The following is a 19,572-nucleotide window of genomic DNA, read 5'->3' on the forward strand; positions in this document are numbered from 1 at the left end:
GGCGCCCTGTCTTTTCGTGCGGTTCATGGTTGCCAGGGGGCGAAACGCACCAGCAGGCTGTTGCCTGCGTCGGCCACCCACAGGTTGCCTTGGGGGTCAAAGGCCAGGCCGTTGACGACGCCCAACCCATCCGGCGGGACGCCGTAATCGCCCCACCAGGCCAGAATGTCGCCCTCGGAGGAGAAGCCCAGGATCCGGTACCCTTCCGGGTCGCTGGCGTACACCCTGCCGGCCTGATCTACAGCCAGGTAGGGCTTGTTTTCCAGCGACTGGCCGAACCAACCGTAGATGGGCCACTCGCGCAGATAGGTGTAGCCGTCCTCCGTGGGGGCAAAGGCCTGGATGCGTTGGTTCCAGGTGTCGGCCACATACAGGGTGCCGTCCGGCGCCAGGGCCAGGCCCACCGGTTCGTCGAACTGCCCGGCGCCCACACCGGCGCTGCCGAAGGCAAAGAGGAAGTTGCCGTCGGCGTCGTAGGCCACCACGCGCTTGTTCCCCGTATCCGTGACCAACACTCGCCCCTGAGCGTCGATCACAATATCCCGCGGACCCCAGAGGGCGTAGCCGGTCTCCCCGGTGCCGAAGGTGCCCCACTGGGTGATGAACTGCCCGTCGGCGGTGAACTTTTGGATGCGGTGGTTCCAGGTGTCGGCCACATGCACGCTGCCGTCCGGGCCGACGGCGATGCCCCACGGTTCGTTGAAGGTGCCCGGCGGGGCGTTGTCGGGGTCCTGGTTGATATCGCCAAAGGTGCCCCAGGTTTGCAACACCTGCCCGTCGGCGGAAAGGTGGATGATGCGGTGGTTGCCGCTGTCGGCCACATAGAGGGTACCGTCAGGGGCTACGGCCACCGCGCGTGGATTGTGGAAAGGCGTCTCGCCGGGCCCAGCCAGCCAGGAGTCGGCCGGATGGGTGATCTGCTTGCCCTGGTAGGGGTCGGTCTCCTCCGGGGCCTGCACGGCTTGTGGAGCCACGCCGTAGTCCCAAATCTGGGCGACGATGTCCTTGCGCAGGTAAAGGCGCATTTGGTCCGACGGCTGCCAGTTGCTCTGGGTGAGGGTGTCCTTGCCGGTCACCTGAGCGTATTGGGTGAAGTCGCGGTTGAGCCAGATCTGGAACAAGGCGGCCCGCATCTCAGGGTTGCTCAGGGCGTTGCGGATGCGTTCCCAGGTCAGGCCGAAGTAGTCCTGGTCTGGCCACACCATGCGGATGTAGTCGAAACGATAATAGTCCTGGCGCACGATGGGCTCAATTTTGGCGAAGTCGTTGTCGCCCACGATGATGGCCGGCACATCGCGCAGGTCGCGGGTGGGGCTGTCGCCGTAGAAGCGCTGGTTGGTGAAATGGCGCAGATACCAGGTCATGGGCCAGGCCACATCGCTATCGTAGGCCACGGGCATTTCCAGGCTATCGTGGGTGCGCAACGAGAGTTCGGTGACCTGACGCAGCACATCCTTGACCCCCCGTGCCGAGTGGGCGTAGACCAGGTACTCGTTGGCTTGATCGTAGTTGTAAAAGGTGGCCTGCACGGCGGTATGGACAGTCAACCCGGCCAGGATGGTGAAGAAAGCCAGCACGCCAGTGCGCGGAAGTTGGTCCCAGGGCCAGTCGGCGGCCAGGCGCGCGATGCCGTAGCCGCTGAGGAGCGCGGTGACCAGGGCGGTGAGGAACTGGGCCGTGGCCTGCAACTGGGGCAACTCCCGCCCGGCAAAGGGACGATTTGGCCCTAACCAGGCGCCCAGGGTGGCCGCCATGCTGAACAGGAAGACCAGGATCAGCCCCCAGAGGGCCCAGCCGTGCCGCCGGGAGAAGGCTCCCCAGTCCACGCCATCGGCCACGCGGCCCAGGAACCAGCTGGTGAGCAGGATCATGGGGAGGGTGATGTGCACGGTCAGCCAGGGCATCTTTTCTCCGGCGATGGTGTACGCCAGAAAACTGGTCAGGCTCCAGTAGGCCAGCAGGCCGAAGACGGGGGCGGGGTAGGCTTTGGGGGTTGTTTCCGTCAGGTGGGGCCCGGAGGTTTCCTCCACTCCTGGGGGAGAAGGCTTCCCCCGGGAGTGGAGGCCCACCCATAGGGCGGCAGCCAGGCTGCCCAGGGCGGGCAGGTATTCGTAAATCGGGATCTGGATGACCAGGTAGTAGTACCAGGGCTGACTGCCGCGGTGCACGCCCTGTTGTTGGAGCCAGTATCCCAAAGCGCCCACCAGGCCGCTAAAGAAGCCCTGGCCGTTGGTGAAGACGGTGGTGTAAAAGACAACGAAGATGGCGTAGTATAGGGCCATGAGGATGGGCCAGCGGCGGTGGTCCCAGGCCAGGCCCAGGGCCACGGCCAGGAGGGTCAGGGGAACGACGAAAAGGGCGGTGTGGAGGATGCCGGTGGGGGAGTAGTCCAGCGCATCCCAGCCCAGCAGGTGCATGGGCAGGGGAGCCAGTTGGGGCAAGACGGGGGTGAAGAGGACGAAGATGAGCGCCAGGGCGCGGTCTTCCCGCAAGCGGGCCCAGGTGTAGCCGCGCAGCAGGTAGAACAGGCTGAGGAGGAAGGCGGCCAGTCCGCCTCCCGCCAGCAGTTGGGCCAGCGGCGCGGTCCGCTCCTCGGTGGGGGGCTGCGCGCCGGGTATGGCGGGTTGGGCCACGGTGGCCGGATTGAGCCCCGTGGCTCCGCTGGCGCTCAGCAGGCGGGCGGTCGCCACGGCGAGCGCCAGCAGGGCTACGCCCGCCATCAGGCTGATGAGAAACGCGGTGCGGTAGGCCGGGCGCGGCCAGCGGTCGCGCAACACGCGGTCCAACAGCAACACGCCCAAAAAGAGAAGGGCCTGAGCCGTGTAGATGAACGCCGTCTCTTTCGCCGTGAAGTGCAGGGCGGAGACCACGGTGAGTACGACCAGGTAGCGCCAGCCGCCCGTCTCCAGATAGCGCAGGATGGCCCAGAGCATGACCACGCCGAAAAGGGCCACAAGAGCTTCATTGCGGGCGTAGCGCCCGTAGTAGAGCATGTAGGGCGAGATGAGCATGAGGAGGGCGGCGATGAGGGTGCCTCGCGACCCTAAGTAGCGGCGCCATTTCCACAGGAAGGCCACGGTGAGGATGCTGGCGATGGCGTGGGGCAGCCGGGCGGTGAAATCGGTGTCACCAAAAAGGAAATAGGACAGGGCAAGGAGATGGAACTGCAACGGCCCATGCATCATGGGCGTGTGCTGGAAGCCCTGCCCACGGGCCAGTAGCCAGGAGAAGTACACATGCAGGCTCTCGTCATGGCTCATCACCCGCAGGCCGAGTTCGTATAGCCGGGAGAACGCCGTGAGCAGCACGATCACGGCAAACACCACGGCCTCCACGCGCAGGTCGAGCAGGCTGCGCAGGGGGCGTTCCAGCCAGGAGCGGGGAGCATTGTCTGGTCGTTGGGTCGTCATAGGCAACCTCGGAGATAGATGGTCAGGGCTTTACCGCCAACCGTCAATCGCCCGTTGCCCATCGCTTTCACGGGCGATGACGCTTCCTGGGCGTGGTCTTCCGGACCCGGCGTGGTGGGCCGCCTTCGCGGGCGCTCTTCTTCAACGGGGCGATTTCCTGCTCGGTGAGATAGCGCCACTCACCGGGTTTGAGATTGTGCAGCCGCAAAGGCCCGATGCGCACCCGGATGAGCCGCACCACGGGCAGCCCGGTCAGGGCGGCCATCTCGCGGATCTGGCGCTTGCGGCCCTCGCGCAGGATGACCCGTAGCCAGGCACCTTTGCCCACGGGCTCCTCGACCCATACCTCGGCGGGGCGGGTGCGCGTGCCGTCGCTGAGCACGATACCGTGCCGCCACGCCGCCAACTGCTTCTCGTCGGGCCGTTTGGCGACCAGGACGCGATACTCCTTCTCGTGGCCATATCGCGGGTGGGTGAGGCGGTTGGCCAACGCGCCGTCATTGGTCAGCAGCATGAGGCCCTCGCTCTCCAGGTCGAGGCGTCCCACAGGGAACAGGCGGTAAGGTACAGGCACCAGATCGAGCAGGGTCTTGTGCGTGCTGCGGTCGGGCTTCATGGTGGAAAGCACCCAGCGCGGCTTGTAGAGCGCAATGTACACCAGCGGTTCGGGCGGCTGAATGCGCTGCCCGTCCACGCGGATGTCATCCTTTTCGGGGTCGGCTTTATCGCCCAGGTGGGCCACGCGACCGTTGACCGTCACGCGACCCTGGGCGATGAGTTCGTCACACGCCCGCCGCGAGCCGATGCCCGCGCGGGCGAGAATTTTGTTCAAACGTTCCTGGGGCATAGTCACCTCATCAATCGCCAATCGCAAACCGCTACCCTCTGGGCCTTCATTCCTTCAACAGCGCGTCCGGCTCCGTGCCGTTGCCTTCGGGCAGTTCCAGCGGCGGTAACTCGTCCAGCGAAGCCAGCCCGAACGCCTGCAGAAAGGCTGCCGTGGTGCCATAAAGAATTGGACGGCCCGGCCCTTCGGCGCGTCCCACCTCTTCGATCAGCCCTTTGCTCAGCAGGCTCCGGATGACCCCGTCGCTGTTCACGCCCCGGAGGGCGTCGACCTGTGGGCGGGAGATGGGCTGGCGATAGGCAATAATGGCCAGCGTTTCAAGAGCGGCCCGGCTCAGGCGCGAGGTGGCTTCCAGGCCCAGGAAGCGCTCCACCAAAGGGGCCAGTTCGGGGGCCGTGGTCAACTGCCAGCGGCCTCGATGGTGCTGCAGGCGCAATCCCCGGGCGCGCAGTTCCTCCGCCAGTTCCTGCAGCGCCTGCTCCACCTCCCGTTGGGGCTGCGCCAGAGCCTGGGACAGTTGGCGCACGCTCACCGGCTCGGGGGCCACAAAGAGCAGGGCTTCGATTTGGGCGTGTAGGGGTAAAGCCAGGTCGCTCATGCTATAATACACCCTCGTAAAGGCACCTTTGGCCGCTGTGGAAAGGAGTGCGTGTGCCCGTGCGTCGCAAAATCTGGCTCTGGCTGGTTGCGTTAGGGATGGTCACCTTGGCGTGTACCATTGGCCTGGGCGGGCCAACCCCGCCGGCGCCGCCGATCACCCCACCCCCGGAGGCGGTCGAAAGCCTGCGCCAGACCTGGAAACAAGCCGTGGCGTCGGCCGATGCCGAGGGGCGTATCTCGGTCACCCTCACCGAAGCGCAGTTGACCGCCTTGCTGGCCGCCAAAATGGCCTCGGACCCCGACGCCTTCTTCCAGCAGCCGCAGGTTTACTTGCGCGACGGGGCGTTGTACATCTACGGCGTGGTGCGTCAGGGCAACCTGACGGCCAATATGTTGGTGGTGCTCACCGTCGAAATCGACGAACAGGGCACCCTGCAACTCCGTTTGAAAGAGGCCGATTTCGGCCCCTGGCCCGTACCCGCAGACTTGCTTTCGGGCCTCTCGGCCATGTTGGACGAGGCGTTCACCGGAAAGGTGGGCCCCGCCTTCACCGGTTTGCGTTTGGAGTCCGTCACCATTGCCGACGGGACCCTGACCCTTGTGGGCCGGATTCGCTAACCCAATGGCCAATTCTGAACCCCGATTATACCATCGGCGCTGGACCCTGGGGTGGGTACTGCTCCTGGGGGTCCTCTTTGCCCTGGGCGGCTGCCGGGCCCCGCAACGGGCTGCCAACGCCTCGGCCGTGGTCACCATCCAGGTGGACGGCGGCCAGCAGACGGTGCAGGTCCCCGTGGGGAGCACCGTGGCCGAGGCGTTGCAGGCCGCCGGGGTCACCCTGGGGTCCCTGGACCGCACCGAGCCGCCCGATTACACCCTCATCGGGGGCGACCTGGAAGTGCGGGTGATTCGAGTCAAAGAATCCTTCCATGTGGAGCAGGAAGTTATCCCCTTTGAGCGACGGGTCCTGCACAACGAAGCCCTTCCCGCCGGGGAAACCCGCCTCTTGCAGGCCGGCGTCAACGGTCTGCGGGAGGTGACCTACCGTCAGGTGTTTGAGGACGGCGTTGAGGTGATCAGTCAACCGGTGAAGAGCGTGGTGGTCAGGAAACCGCAGCCGGAAATCGTCATGGTGGGCGTGCAGGCGCCTTTCCTGCCAAGGGAAATCCCCGGAAGGCTGGCGTACCTGGCGGCAGGCAACGCCTGGGTCATGGAGGGCAACACCGGCCAGCGCCGCCCGGTGGTCACCACGGGCGACCTGGATGGCCGGGTGTTTGCCCTTTCGCCCGATGGTCGCTGGCTGCTGTTCACCCGCGAAGTCAAGGATCAGGACACGCTGAATACCCTCTGGGTGGCTGATCTGGCCAGCGATCCGCCGCAATTGCTCAACCTGGGGGTGCAGAACATCGCCCACTTTGCCGCCTTTGCCCCTTACTCTTCACTCACGGTGTACTACTCCACCGTCGAGCCGCGCCCCGGCCCGCCGGGCTGGCAGGCGAACAACGACCTGCAGATGGTCACCTTCAGCAGCAGCGGCTGGGTCTCAGAGCCGCACACGGTGGTGGAGGCCAACGCCGGTGGGGTGTACGGGTGGTGGGGCACCACCTTCGCCTGGAGCCCCCAGGGGCGGCTGGGTTTTGCCCGCCCCGACGCCGTGGGGGAGGTTGACCTGGATGACGGGGTGCTGGACTCATGGCTGGACCTCATGCCCTACCAGACCCACGCCGATTGGGCCTGGGTGCCGGGCATGGATTGGAGCCCCGACGGCAAGGTGCTCTTTGCCGTGAGCCATGGCCGCCCCGGCGCGGCCGACACGCAGGAGTCGGCGCCAGACTTCCACCTGGTGGCCCTGCCCGAAGGGTTGGGCTGGCCCATCGTGCTGGCCGAAGAGGTGGGCATGTTTACCTATCCGCAGGTCTCGCCCCCCATGGAGGACGGCTACAGGGTGGCCTATCTGCAGGCGGCCTTCCCTCAGCAAAGCGATACCAGCCGCTATCGGCTGGTGGTGATGGACCGCGATGGCTCGAACCGCCGCGTGCTCTTTCCTCCTGAGGGTGGGGTGGGCCTGGAGCCGCAGGAAGTGCACTGGTCGCCCGGCCCGGTGCCTGACTTTGGCGCTTACGCCATCGCCTTGGTTTACCAGGGCAACCTTTACTTGGTTTCGGTGGCCGACGGCACCTTTCAGCAATTGACCGGTGATGGGCTGGTCACGGCGGTGAGTTGGCGCTGAGTATCCCCTGAGCAAGTCACAACGCAAAAAAGAAGGGCATGTCGGGCGGCAGGGCCGCTCAACATGCCCACCAAAAAGGGGAACAGGAAGGGTGAAGCGAGAGCAAATCTTCGCTGACCATGGAGATTGCTGCGACTGGCTGCCTGGGTGGGCCCCAGGGCTTTGTAAAGGGCCTGCTCCCACGGCGGCGCGATTACGACCAGAAACGCTCCTTCACATCGGTGAAGGCTTCCACTGGCCCGTCGAACTTGTTGCGTCCCAACTCTAGCACATACACATAGTCGGCAATCCGCAGGGCGTGGCGGATTTCCTGGTCGACCAGGATGATGGTCTTGCCGTCCCGGTCGCGCAGGGCCACGAGCATGTCGTACACTTCTTGTTTCAGGAGTTTGGCCAGGCCGGCGGTAGGCTCATCCACCAGAATTACCTCGGGGTCGGTCATGAGCGTGCGGGCCAGTTCCACCATGCGCTGTTGCCCGCCGGATAGCAGCCCGGCCTGCTGCTTGCGTTTTTCTTTCAGCGCCGGAAAGCGCTCGTAGTTCTCCTCCAGTTTGCGCTGCAACCGCTCCTTGTCATGGCGGAAGGTCCATCCGCCCAGGAGGATGTTGTCCTCCACCGGCATCCAGCGAAAGATGCTCATGTGCTGGGGGATGTAGGCCAGTCCCAGGTTGATGCGCTGGTAGGTGGGGACGGAGATGATGTTCTGGCCGTTGAGCAGGATCTCCCCGCGCATGGGGCGCAAGAAGCCAAAGATGGCTTTGAGTAGGGTGGACTTTCCCACGCCGTTGGCCCCCAGCACGGTGGTGATCTTGCCTTTTTCGGCTCGAAGGTTCACTCCCTGGAGGATGAACAGGTCGCGATAGTAACCCACATAGAGATCACGCACTTCCAGCATGATGGCCCTCCTCCTTTGTGCCTTCCTCGCCTTCCTCCTCGGCGAAATACACCTCGCGGATGGCCTCTTCGAGGATTTCTGCCTCGGGCGTTTCCTCTTCTTCCTCGCGGCCCAGATAGGCCTCGATGACGGCGGGGTCGTGCCGGACCTCCTCGGGAGGGCCGTCGGCGATGATTTCGCCGAAATTGAGCACCACCAGGCGTTCGCTCAGGGTGAAGATGGATTCCATGTCATGGCTGATGAGGATGATGGCCCGGCCCTCTTCGCGCACCCGGCGGATGTAACCATAGATGGTGCGCTGCAGTTTGGGATGCACGCCGGCGAAAGGCTCATCCAGGATGAGAATTTGGGGGTCCAGCATCAACAAACGGCCCAGTTCCAGCAGTTTCTGCTGCCCGCCGGAGAGCCGACCACCGTATTCGTTGCGCAGGTGGTCGATGGTCAGGAAGGTCAAAATCTCCATGGCCTTGTCCTGAAGTTGGCGGCGATCCGCCTGGGAGTTCAGCGCCAGGGCAGGGACCATGAGGTTTTCCAGCACCGTCATCCGGCGGAAGGCACGGGGCACCTGGAAGGTGCGGCCCAGGCCCAGGCGGGCGATGTAGTACGGCTTCAGGCCGTCGATGCGCTTGCCGTTCAGCCAGATTTCGCCGCTGGTGGGCTCCAACATGCCGCTGATGATGTTGGTTAGCGTGGTCTTGCCCGCCCCGTTGGGCCCGATGAGACCCACCAGTTGAGGATGATCGATAACCAGATCCACCCCCTTGAGCACCTGGAACCCTCCGAAGTTCTTCACGAGATGCTTGACTTCCAGTTTCATGGCGTGCCCTCCGTCTGTTCCTCGCTCGCGGCCAGCCCCTCGGTGTCCAGGGCCTGGCGTCGGGCGGCGATTTCGGCCAGGGCTTCGCGTCGGGTGATGCGTTCCAGCACTGGGGCGATCAGGCCGTTGCGCCAGAAGCGCAGGGTGACCATCAGCAGCACCCCAAAGGCCACCATCCGCCAGGCGTTGGTCTTCAGGCCGTGCTCACCCAACCCCATGCCCAGGGCCTGTAGGGTGTCCACATGGGCCGACAAGGCTTGCATCATCCCGGCGGGAAGGGGAATTTCTTGCAGCCACTCCAGCGAGAAGTGGATGAAGATGGCCCCGATGGCGGCGGCCACCAGGTTGTTGCTCCCGCCGATGATGGCCATAGCCAGCACCAGGCTCATGCGGCCGATGATCATTTCGTCGGGAACGATGAGGCCGACGGCCGAGAAGTGGTGGAACACCGCGCCCGCCAGACCGGCGATCATCGAACTGACCACGAAGGCCAGCACCCGGGTGTTGACCACATTGACCCCTAAGGCCGCGGCCGCGTCTTCGTCTTCCCGCACCGCGCGGAAGTACAACCCGTACCGCGAACGTACCAGCGCCAGCATGAAGGCCAGCGAACCCAGGAAGACCACCGCCATGGTGTAGTACACGGGCAGGTAAGAGGTGGTGTTGAACAATGGCTTGAGGTACATGCCGTTGGGCCCGCCGGTGATGTCCACCTCGGCTTTGATCACCAGGCGCACGATTTCGGAGAAGGCGATGGTGAATAGCGCCAGGTAAGCCCCCCGCATCCGCAGACACAGGTAGCCGATCACCCAACCCACCAGACCGGTGAACAGCACGCCCAAGGGAATGCTGATCCAGGGGGAAAGATTGAAGGCCATGAAGCCGGTTTCCTTGCCCAGGATGCCGCTGGCGTAGGTGGCCAGCCCCATGAAGGCCATGTGAGCGAAGGAAAACTGGCCGTTGTAGCCCGCCAGCAGGGCCCAACTGGAGGCCAGGATGGCGTAGAACAACGCCTGGCTGGCGATGTACAGCGTATAGGGCTTGCTCAGGAAGGGGAGGGGAAAGAGGAACAACAGCAGGATGCCCACGCCGGCCCCTGTGATGATCCAAAGCCGGGTCTTCCTGAAGGTGTTCATAGTTTCCTCCCAAACAGGCCTGTCGGTTTGAGCAGCAGGACCAGGGCGAAAATGACCAGCCCAAAGACATCGTGGTAGGCCTGAGCCCGCAAGGGATCAAAAAGCAAGCCGGTGCCCAGGGATTCCACCACGCCGATAATCAGACCGCCCAAGAGGGAACCGGGGATGGACCCCATCCCGCCCAGCACGATCACCACAAAGGCCTTGCCCGAGGCGACGACGCCGACCCAGGGTACCCAGGAGTACACCGTGACTAACGAGGCACCGGCCAGGCCGGCCAGCATGGCCCCGATGCCAAAGGCCAGGGTGTTCATGTTGAGGGGGTTGATGCCCACCACGGCGGCGGCGTTGCGGTCCTGACTGACGGCCTGCAGGGCTTTCCCGGTCCAGGTGCGATACATGAACCACAGCACGACCAGCAGGGCCACCAGGGCCACCCCCGCGGCGACCAGACGGCCCGCGCTGATGGCCACCTTGTCGATGAAGAGCGTGGTCTTCGTGGCGCGCAACACCCCAAGGCTAAACGAAGGCAGGTCCAGCAGGCGATGGGCTTTTTTCGGGAAGGGCCCTATCAGACCCAGCATCAGATACTGCAGGAAGAAAGAAAGACCAAAAGTGACCAGAATGGCGTATTCGGTGGGTTGCTCGACCTCGCCTCGCGCCATGGGCTGTAAGAACAGGCGTTCGAAAATCACCCCCAAAACAAAAGTGATCACCGCTGCGGCCAGCAGGGCTACCAGGCGAGGGGCGTCGGAAAACTTTTGGAGCCAGAAATACACCACATAGCCCCCGATCATGTAGAACTCGCCGTGGGCAAAACTGACGATATCCAACACCGAGAAGATGAGCGTCAGCCCGAGGGCCATCAGGCTGTACAATATGCCGATCATCAGCCCTTCCACGACCAGGCGAAAAATGTAATCTGGCGTCACGGTGGCCAGCCAATGAGACCAGGGGACGACAAAAGTTGTCGCTGCAATCATGCGTGCCTCCTCAAACCAGGCCTGACCTTTTGGGACACCCCCTGATGGACAAAAACTCCCCCAAGGGGTCAGGGCGACCCCTTGGGGGAGTGAGGGAGACGGTTATTTGTTGAGGTTGGGCTCCGTGCCCGGCACCACGTAGTCGGTACCGCAGGTCTGCTGGTCAGCCGGCCAGATGGCGCAGGCCTCTTCCAGCGGCTGCCCGCTCTTCCAGTACTGCAGGAAGAAGACCTTGGGGTCGGGCCACTGATGCCACATCCACTCGGGCTGATCGCTGGGCACCGGGTTCTGGGTGCCGTAGGGGAAGTAGTAGACGCCCTGGGCCAGGGCCACCCCGTTCTCGGGGCTGTTGTGGGCCTCCAGCGCGGCGATGATGGCGTCGGCATCCAGGCTCCCGGCTTCTTCGATGGCCTTCACCAGCAGCATGAAGGCGTCGTAAGCCTCAAAGGCGTAGCGCTCGGGGAAGTGCTGCGGGTCCTTCCAGGCGTCCTTGTAGGCCTGGATGAAGTCCTGCGCTTCGGCGCGGCGTGCCATGGCGAAGGGCGAACCGCCACCTACCCAGCGGAAGACCATGTAGTTGCCGTCGGGCACATTCTGCCAGAAGTCCTTGGCGTTGGCCGCCACCTGGTTGGCCACGAAGATCAGGTCCTCGGCCGGCGCCAGGCCACCCTCAACGGCCTGCTGCTCGAAGTTGTAGGAGGTCTCGCCGGTGATCAGCACCAGCACGGCCTTCTTGCCGTCGTGCTGGGAGAGGTCTTGCTGCACGCGGGTGACCAGGGTGGAGAAGTCCTGCGTGCCCTGGTCCGCCTTGTAGATGTCGGACTGGATGCCCAGATCGGCCAGTTTCTTCTGGGTGGATTCCGAAGCGGGGATGCCGTAGTCGGTGTTCTCGGTCACGATGGCCACCCACGAGACGCCCATGTCCTTGAAGAACTGGGCGTCGCCCTTGGCCACCATGGAGGACGCCGGCGCGATGCGGAACACCTCAGGATACTGCACGCCGGTAATCTTGTCGTTCCAGGTCTCGGCGAAGATGGCCGGCACATGGTACTTGTGGGCCACCTCTTTCTCCGCCACTCCGGCCGAGGAGTGATACTCACCGGCCACGCCGACCACGCACTCGCTGGTGATCAGGTATTCCATGGCCGCGGTGCCGCGCTCGGGCAGGCCCGAGGTGTCGTAGAACACGGGCTTGACCTTGTATTTGCCCATGATGCCGCCTTTGGCGTTGACCTGGTTGGCCGCAATCTGCACCGCGGTGATCATCGCCCGACCGCCGCCCACCGAACCGGGAGCCGACATGGGCACGGGGACGCCGATCTTGATCGGGCTGTCACCCAGTTCTTCAAAGGTGGTCGGGGCACATTTGCCGGCCGTTTTTTCGACGGGCACTTCTTTCGTCACCACCACTTCTTGGGTAACTACTTTCTCGACCTCTTGGGTAACGATGACCTCCTTGGTCACCACCACTTCTTTGGGCTGGCAGGCGGCCAGCAGCATGGACAGCACCACCAGCACACCCAACAGGGCAAGCACTTTCTTGGACATTTCCTCCTCCTCGTTGGTTGGAATGACTCAAGAGAGAACGGGGCAAGATGATGTTGGCGCTTTTGGGGTCGGGGCATCACCTCCTTTCGTTGGGGATGGGCTGCTGTTTTGAAGCAGGGCGCTGAGCGGATGAGAGCCCTCAGCGCCCTTTCTTCCCGCTTCTGGAGGATGAGGCGTTCGTAGGTGGTGAGTCTTTGTCCTGTTTGGGGAGTCGTTCCAGATCCTGCTCGAAGCCCAGCGCACGGGAGATTTGGGTGGCGGTGGCGATGACCCGGGGGGCAATCTGGCGCATGCGCTCCAGGGTGAGGCGGTAGGAGGGCCCAGAAACGCTCACCGCGGCCACCGGGCGCCCGGTGCGGTCCCAAACCGGGGCCGAGATGGCATGGAGGCCCTCCTCCAGTTCTTCCAGGGCCAGGGCATATCCTTTGCGCCGCACTTCGGCCAGTTCGGCGCGCAACTGGTCGAGATCGGTGATGGTTTTTGGGGTGATGGCTTGAAGGGGGAGTTCCAGGAAGGTTTCCTGTTCCTGGGGGGGCAGGAAGGCCAACATGGCCTTGCCAGCCGACACGGCATGCGCCGGCATGCGTCGGCCTACCCAACCAACGCGCATGACCAGCCTTTGTTCTCCTACGGCCAGTTCCAGGTTGACCACTCCGTAAGGCTCCAACACGCTCAAACTCGCCGTTTCGCCAATGGTGTTGGCCAGAGCGCGCAAATAGGGCCGCGCGATCTGGCGCAGGTCGGCCATGCCCAATACATTTTCGGCCAACGCCAGAATGCCCACATCCAGGCGGTAACGCCCCGTTTCCTGGTTGCGGCTGACGAATTCGGCCTGGGCCAGAGTTTGCAAAATGCGCGACACGGTGCTCTTGGGCAATTGCAGGCGCTGGCTGAGTTCGGTCACGCTCAACTCCGGCTCGGAGGCGGTGAAGGCCTTGAGGATGGCGATGGCGCGTTCGACGACCTGCACCGAGCCGGTGGTGCGTCCTGTGGAGCCGTTTGTTTCACGGTTCGGAACAGAGTTTCGCATGGTGGCACAATGATACCAAAAACATGGCGTCTTGGCAAGGGTATTGGGAGAAAAAACCTGTGCCCCCGCAGGCAAATATGCTATAAAGACAGCACCTTGTCCTGAGCCCTGCGGGGCCGTATCATCCGTTTGAGGTGCTTTTTGAGGAGGCCACTATGTCTGATTGGAAGGATCGTTACCCCAGCCGTTACCAAGCCATCACCATCCACAACATTGCTAAACATCCCCTTTGGCAGCGTCTGGATCCAGAGATCCGTGAGGCGGTGGAGGTGACCGCCCGGGTGCTCCCCTTCCGCTCCAATGTGTATGTCATCGAGGACCTGATCGACTGGGACAATGTGCCCGACGATCCGATGTTTCAATTGACCTTCCCCCAGCCGGGGATGCTGGACCGGGAAGATTTCCTGGCGATGCGGGTTCTGCTGCGTAAAGGGGCTTCTCAGAAAGAGATTCTGGCCAAGGCGAACGAAATCCGCTTCAACAAACTGAACCCCCATCCTGCGGGGCAAATGACCCACAATGTGCCGGAGTTGGACGGGGAGAAGTTGTCGGGGGTGCAACACAAGTATCGAGAGACGGTGCTCTTCTTCCCCGCCCAGGGGCAAACATGCCATGCCTACTGCACCTATTGCTTTCGTTGGGCGCAGTTTGTGGGGATTCAAGAATTGAAGTTCGAGTCGCGCCAGGTGGAGCGGTTCGTAGAGTATCTCAAGCGCCACAAGTTCGTCACCGATGTGCTGTTCACGGGCGGCGATCCGATGATTATGAAGGCCCGCGCTTTGCGGGAGTACATTGAGCCTTTGTTGGGCCCCGGGCTGGAACACATTCGCGACATCCGCATCGGTACCAAGGCCCTTGCTTATTGGCCGCAACGCTTTGTCACCGATGACGATGCCGACGATGTGCTGAGTTTGTATGAGCAGGTGGTCAAGTCGGGGAAGCATCTGGCCATTATGGCGCACTTCACCCATCCACGGGAAATGTCCACCGAGATCGTGCGCGAAGCCATCCGGCGGGTGCGGGATACCGGCGCCGAGATCCGGATGCAGGCGCCTATCGTGCATCCCATCAACGACAACCCCGAAACCTGGGCCACCATGTGGCGCGAAGGGGTCAAGTTGGGGATGATCCCGTACTACATGTTCGTGGAGCGGGATACTGGCCCGAAGAACTACTTTGAGGTGCCACTGGTGCGGGCGCAGCAGATTTTCCGCCAGGCATATGAGCAGGTGAGCGGGTTGGCCCGCACGGTGCGCGGCCCCTCCATGTCGGCCTGGCCGGGCAAGGTACGTGTGGTCGGCACGGCCAAGATCAAGGGCGAGTGGGTCATCGTGTTGGAGTTTCTCCAGGGGCGCAACCCGGATTGGATCGGTCGGCCCTTCTTCGCCAAATACGACCCCGAAGCCACCTGGCTGGATCAATTGCAACCGGCCTTTGGGGAGGAGAAGTTCTTCTTCGAGGTAGAGGAACCCATCACTTGGTGGGAGGTTGAAAAGGATCCTTTTGAGGCGGAAAAGGTACCCGCTGTGCTGTAACCCCTACCCCGGGCCTGTCAGAGGTCGCCACCTCTGACAGGCCTTTGTTTTATTTCCTCAAGGTTTCCAAATCCTCCAAGCCGTGATAAACTTGCCCTGGGCAAAGCACCGACGACGCTCTCTTTGAGGGCGTCGTTTTACTGCGACTTTCCCTGGCGGTAAATCTGAAGGAGAAGACCATGCGCACCGTGGCCTGGAACGAGGACCAGCAAGCCCTGCAACTCATCGATCAGCGTTTGCTGCCTGGCGAGTTTCGCCTGGCAACCTACACCACCTATCAGGAAGTGGCTGACGCCATCCGGCAGATGGTGGTGCGCGGCGCGCCGGCCATCGGCGCGGCGGCGGCTTTTGGCTTGGCTCTGGCTGCCCGGCAGTTTTCCGGTGGCGACCGCGAGGCTTTGCTGCGCTTTCTGGAAGACGAAGCCGCGCCGACGCTCAAAGCCGCTCGCCCCACGGCGGTCAACCTGGCCTGGGCGGTGGAGCGGGTGCTGGCCGCTGCCCGCCGGGCAGCGGGTGGGGTGGACGACCTCCGCGAAGCCGTGCTGAGCGAGGCCCAGCGCATCGCCAATGAAGATGTAGCCGTGAACAAAAAGATGGCCGAAATCGGGGCCACGCTCATCGAGGACGGCGATACCATCATCCACCACTGCAACACGGGGGCCCTGGCCACCGTGGACTGGGGCACGGCCTTGGGGGTGATCCGCATGGCCCACGAACAGGGCAAGCGCATTCATGTGCTGGTGGATGAGACACGGCCCCGGTTGCAGGGCGCCCGATTGACGGCCTGGGAATTGCAGCAGTACGGCATCCCCTTCGATATCATCTCCGACAACGCGGCAGGGTACTTTTTGCGCACCGGTCAGGCGCAGAAAGTGTTCGTGGGCGCCGACCGGGTGGCGGCCAACGGCGATGTGGCCAATAAAATCGGGACCTACATGCTGGCTCTGGCCGCCTATGACAACGGCGTCCCTTTTTACCCCGTGGTACCCACCTCCACCATTGACCTGAACCTCCCTTCGGGATGGCACATCCTCATTGAGGAGCGGGACCCCTCGGAGGTCCTGGAACTGGCCTTCCAAGGGCGGCGGGTGACCCCTGAGGGGGCCAGTGCCCGCAATCCGGCCTTTGATGTCACCCCGGCGCGGCTGGTCACGGCCATCGTCACCGAGTACGGCATCGTGCGGCCTCCTTACGATCAGGGATTGCGTGCGGTGGTGGCCCAGGCTCAGCAGGAGCAGAAGCGATGAAGGTGCTGCTTTCCGGTTCGGTGGCCTATGATTATCTGATGACCTTCCCCGGATACTTTCGGGATCACATCATCTCCGACCAGTTGAAATCGCTAAGCCTTTCCTTTTTGGTGGACAGTCTGGTGCGCCGACGGGGCGGTATTGCCCCCAATATCGCCTATACCATGGCCCTCCTGGGCGAACGACCGGCCATCCTGGCCACGGTGGGGGAGGACTTCGAGGAGTATCGCGCTTTTTTGGAGCGGGTGGGCGTGGAGACGCGCTACATCAAGGTCATCCCCGGCGAGACGACGGCTTCGTTTTTTGCCAACACCGATTTGGCCCAGGCGCAAATTGCCAGTTTTTACCCCGGCGCCATGGCCCACGCCGCCACTCTCTCCATCGCCGACTTAGATGAACGCCCCGATCTGGTGGTCGTCTCGCCCGACGCCCCCCAGGCCATGCGCAAGCGGGTGCAGGAGTGCAAGACGTTGGGCATCCCTTACTTCTACGACCCCAGCCAGCAAACGGTGCGCTTTGGCGGGGAAGAGTTGCTGGAGGGGGTGGACGGCGCGGCGGCGCTGTTCTGCAATGAGTACGAGTTTGCCCTCATCCAGCAGAAGACGGGCCTCAGCGCCGAAGAAATCCGGCAGCGGGTGCCTTTGGTGGTGGTCACCCGGGGCGAGAAAGGGACGACCATCACCGTGGAAGGTGAGGACATCTGCGTGCCGGCCGTGCCTCCGCGCCAGGTGGTGGACCCCACCGGTGTGGGAGATGCCTTCCGCGGCGGCTTTCTCAAGGGCTATCTGCACGGACTGTCCCTGGACCTGGCCGGCCGCCTGGGCGCGCTGGCCGCCACCTATTGCCTGGAAGCCCAGGGCCCACAAGGTCACACCTACACCCGCGARGMGTTCCTGGCCCGCTTCCGCGAGGCCTTTGGCGAAGAGGCGGCGCGACACATTGAGGCGATCCTCGTGCACCCCGGTGATGCCTCCCACCTTGCAGGAAACCAACCGGGCAGCCAGGACACCAAGTAACCAAGCAACCAGATAACCAGGCAACCTCAACCACGAAGGAGTCAACCATGGAATACGATGTCAAAGACCTCAACCTGGCCGAAGGCGGGCGTCGCCGCATCGAGTGGGCCGAGCGTGACATGCCCGTGCTGCGCAGCATCCGCGAGCGTTTCGAGCGCGAGAAACCCCTCCAAGGTGTACGCATCGCCGCCTGCCTGCATGTGACCACCGAGACGGCCAACCTGATGCGCACCCTGGCCGCCGGCGGCGCCAATGTGGTGCTGACCGCTTCCAACCCCCTCTCCACCCAGGATGATGTCGCGGCTTCCCTGGTCACCCACTTCGAAATCCCGGTGTTCGCCATCAAAGGCGAAGACAATGTGACCTACTACAAGCACATCCACGCGGCCTTGGATCACAAGCCCCAGATCACCATGGATGACGGGGCCGATTTGGTGAGCACCCTGCACAAGGACCGCCGCGACCTGCTGCCCAATGTCATCGGCGGCACGGAAGAGACCACCACCGGTGTCATCCGTCTGCGGGCGATGGCCGCCGACGGCGCGCTGGCTTTCCCCGTCATCGCCGTCAACGATGCTATGACCAAGCACTTCTTCGACAACCGCTATGGCACGGGCCAGAGCACCATCGACGGCATCATCCGCGCCACCAACATCCTGCTGGCCGGGCGCACCGTGGTGGTGGCGGGGTACGGCTGGTGCGGTCGCGGTGTGGCCATGCGGGCCAAGGGCCTGGGCGCCAATGTCATCGTGACCGAAGTGGACCCAATGAAGGCCCTTGAAGCGGTTATGGACGGTTTCCGCGTGATGCCCATGCTCGAGGCGGCTAAAGAAGGCGATGTGTTCGTCACCCTCACGGGCGATATTCATGTGCTCGACGGCCATCACTTTGAGGTGATGAAGGATGGGGCCATCATCGCCAACTCAGGTCACTTCAATGTGGAAATCAACATCCCGGCGCTGGAGGAGATGGCTGAGGAGAAGCGCCGGGTGCGGCCTTTCGTGGACGAATACCGGTTGCCCGACGGGCGGCGCATCTACCTGCTGGGCGAAGGGCGGCTCATCAACCTGGCCGCAGCCGAGGGCCACCCCGCCAGCGTGATGGATATGTCCTTCGCCAACCAGGCCCTCAGTGTGGAATACTTAGTGAAGCACGGCAAGGAACTGGAACGCAAAGTGTACGCCGTACCAGAGGATATCGACCGTGAAATCGCCCGCCTCAAGTTGGCGGCCATGGGCGTCCAGATTGATACCCTGACCCCCGAGCAGGAAGACTATCTGCATTCCTGGGAGCACGGCACCTGATTCAGGATGCCTGGAGGATGGACACACGAAACCCGCAGGAGAGCGCCCTCTGCGGGTTTTCTTTTAGCCGGACCCGGAGGACCGGACTGTTCCCGCTGAATTTTCAGAACCCCAAAGGCGGCGCAGCCACCGGGGAGTCGGCGTGGGATGACAGGCCGTGCCGCCGCACCAGATGGCGTGCAGTTGGGCCCCCAGGAGCAGCACCACATTGAGGCTGTACAGGTAGAACATAAGCACCATCACCGAGGCCAAAGGGCCGTAGATGATGTTGTACCGCGTCCAGGCGTTGTGCAGGTATTCGCGCAGCAACTGCCCGGCGATGAGCCACCCCACGGCGGTGAAAAACGCGGCGCCCAGGGCGGCTCGTCGTGGCCCTCGTTCGGCCGGGATGTACTGGAACGCCAGGTAGAGGGCCATCGTCACCAGGCCCACAATTAGGGCTGTGTTGACCAGGCTGGGGGTTAGCCAGCCCATCGTCACAGGCACGGGGAGGCTGGCCAGAAGGTGCAACAGCGTGCTGCCTATGGTCAGCCCGAACACCAAAACCGGGGGGATGAGCACCACCGCGGCCGTGCCCAGGGCGTGGGGGAGCCACCAGGTGCGCCGTGGGGCCGCCGTGGTCCGGGCATGGATGCGGTCGATGGTTGCCAGCAAAAGACGGACATAGGCCGAGGCCGACCAGAGCAGGGTGAGCACGGCCACCGCGCTGGCGGCCGAGGCTTCCCAGGTGAGATGGGCCAGAACCTGGATGGCTTCTTCAGCCTCATTGGGGAGAAGGGCCAGCAGCCAGTCTAGCAACCGTTGTTGGATCTCGACGGAACGCAACCACAGGCCCGTGGCGGCCACCAGCACCAAAGCCAGAGGGAAGAGGGAAAAGATGGCGTAGTAGGTCAACGCGGCGGCGCGCAGACCCAACTCGTTGCGCCCCCAACCCCAGAGCAGGCAACGAAGTGTGCGTAGTCGCAACAGGCCCT

The 19,572-nt window shown here is 63.3% G+C and carries 16 protein-coding genes; 6 read left to right on the forward strand and 10 right to left on the reverse strand.

The features are described from left to right. Window positions 1–23: 23 nt before the first annotated feature. The 3 genes from G4O04_00690 to scpB form a co-directional block, all read right to left on the reverse strand. A complete protein-coding gene (locus G4O04_00690) occupies window positions 24–3,410 on the reverse strand; it encodes a TIGR03663 family protein (protein ID HEY57068.1) in 3,387 nt (1,128 codons plus the stop codon). Between the two features lie 67 nt (window positions 3,411–3,477). Continuing rightward, window positions 3,478–4,257, reverse strand: a complete 780-nt coding sequence (locus tag G4O04_00695; GenBank protein ID HEY57069.1) for an rRNA pseudouridine synthase — start codon at window positions 4,255–4,257, stop codon at window positions 3,478–3,480. 46 nt (window positions 4,258–4,303) lie between these two features. Continuing rightward, on the reverse strand, window positions 4,304–4,855 hold the full coding sequence (gene scpB / locus G4O04_00700) for an SMC-Scp complex subunit ScpB (GenBank protein HEY57070.1): 552 nt from the start codon (window positions 4,853–4,855) through the stop codon (window positions 4,304–4,306). Window positions 4,856–4,908: 53 nt separating this feature from the next. Here scpB and G4O04_00705 point away from each other — a divergent pair, with 53 nt between their 5' ends. Together G4O04_00705 and G4O04_00710 are read left to right on the forward strand one after the other, a co-directional pair. After that, window positions 4,909–5,475, forward strand: coding sequence for an LmeA family phospholipid-binding protein (locus G4O04_00705; GenBank protein ID HEY57071.1), 567 nt, complete (start codon window positions 4,909–4,911; stop codon window positions 5,473–5,475). Between the two features lie 4 nt (window positions 5,476–5,479). After that, complete coding sequence (locus G4O04_00710; protein HEY57072.1) at window positions 5,480–7,087, forward strand: DUF348 domain-containing protein; 1,608 nt, start codon at window positions 5,480–5,482, stop codon at window positions 7,085–7,087. 193 nt (window positions 7,088–7,280) lie between these two features. Here G4O04_00710 and G4O04_00715 read toward each other — a convergent pair whose 3' ends face one another. From G4O04_00715 to G4O04_00740, 6 genes are all read right to left on the reverse strand, one after another. Next, window positions 7,281–7,982 carry an ABC transporter ATP-binding protein gene (locus G4O04_00715; protein HEY57073.1) on the reverse strand — a complete coding sequence of 234 codons (702 nt, stop codon included), beginning with the start codon at window positions 7,980–7,982 and terminating at the stop codon, window positions 7,281–7,283. Next, a complete protein-coding gene (locus tag G4O04_00720) occupies window positions 7,966–8,799 on the reverse strand; it encodes an ABC transporter ATP-binding protein (protein HEY57074.1) in 834 nt (277 codons plus the stop codon). Before G4O04_00720 ends, G4O04_00715 begins: the two co-directional genes overlap by 17 nt. Beyond that, window positions 8,796–9,935, reverse strand: coding sequence for a branched-chain amino acid ABC transporter permease (locus G4O04_00725; GenBank protein HEY57075.1), 1,140 nt, complete (start codon window positions 9,933–9,935; stop codon window positions 8,796–8,798). Before G4O04_00725 ends, G4O04_00720 begins: the two co-directional genes overlap by 4 nt. Continuing rightward, complete coding sequence (locus tag G4O04_00730) at window positions 9,932–10,918, reverse strand: branched-chain amino acid ABC transporter permease (protein ID HEY57076.1); 987 nt, start codon at window positions 10,916–10,918, stop codon at window positions 9,932–9,934. Before G4O04_00730 ends, G4O04_00725 begins: the two co-directional genes overlap by 4 nt. A gap of 102 nt (window positions 10,919–11,020) precedes the next feature. Continuing rightward, window positions 11,021–12,466 (reverse strand): ABC transporter substrate-binding protein, encoded by a 1,446-nt coding sequence (locus G4O04_00735; GenBank protein ID HEY57077.1) that lies wholly within the window; start codon window positions 12,464–12,466, stop codon window positions 11,021–11,023. A gap of 139 nt (window positions 12,467–12,605) precedes the next feature. Beyond that, complete coding sequence (locus G4O04_00740) at window positions 12,606–13,436, reverse strand: IclR family transcriptional regulator (GenBank protein ID HEY57078.1); 831 nt, start codon at window positions 13,434–13,436, stop codon at window positions 12,606–12,608. A 215-nt stretch (window positions 13,437–13,651) separates the two neighbouring features. Between G4O04_00740 and G4O04_00745 the strand changes: the two genes are divergently transcribed. The 4 genes from G4O04_00745 (at window position 13,652) to G4O04_00760 (ending at window position 18,598) form a co-directional block, all read left to right on the forward strand. Next, complete coding sequence (locus G4O04_00745; protein ID HEY57079.1) at window positions 13,652–15,031, forward strand: 4Fe-4S cluster-binding domain-containing protein; 1,380 nt, start codon at window positions 13,652–13,654, stop codon at window positions 15,029–15,031. A gap of 179 nt (window positions 15,032–15,210) precedes the next feature. After that, a complete protein-coding gene (gene mtnA / locus G4O04_00750; GenBank protein ID HEY57080.1) occupies window positions 15,211–16,278 on the forward strand; it encodes an S-methyl-5-thioribose-1-phosphate isomerase in 1,068 nt (355 codons plus the stop codon). Beyond that, entirely contained in the window at window positions 16,275–17,294 is a 1,020-nt protein-coding gene (locus G4O04_00755) for a carbohydrate kinase family protein (GenBank protein ID HEY57081.1), read from the forward strand. The genes mtnA and G4O04_00755 overlap by 4 nt, the downstream gene beginning before the upstream one ends. 47 nt (window positions 17,295–17,341) lie before the next feature. After that, window positions 17,342–18,598, forward strand: a complete 1,257-nt coding sequence (locus G4O04_00760) for an adenosylhomocysteinase (protein ID HEY57082.1) — start codon at window positions 17,342–17,344, stop codon at window positions 18,596–18,598. Between the two features lie 63 nt (window positions 18,599–18,661). Here the strand turns inward: G4O04_00760 and G4O04_00765 are convergent, their stop codons facing one another. Further along, on the reverse strand, window positions 18,662–19,564 hold the full coding sequence (locus G4O04_00765; protein ID HEY57083.1) for a YihY/virulence factor BrkB family protein: 903 nt from the start codon (window positions 19,562–19,564) through the stop codon (window positions 18,662–18,664). Window positions 19,565–19,572: the final 8 nt, after the last annotated feature.

This window comes from Anaerolineae bacterium (assembly GCA_011176535.1).
Taxonomy (GTDB): Bacteria; Chloroflexota; Anaerolineae; order Anaerolineales; family DRMV01; genus DUEP01.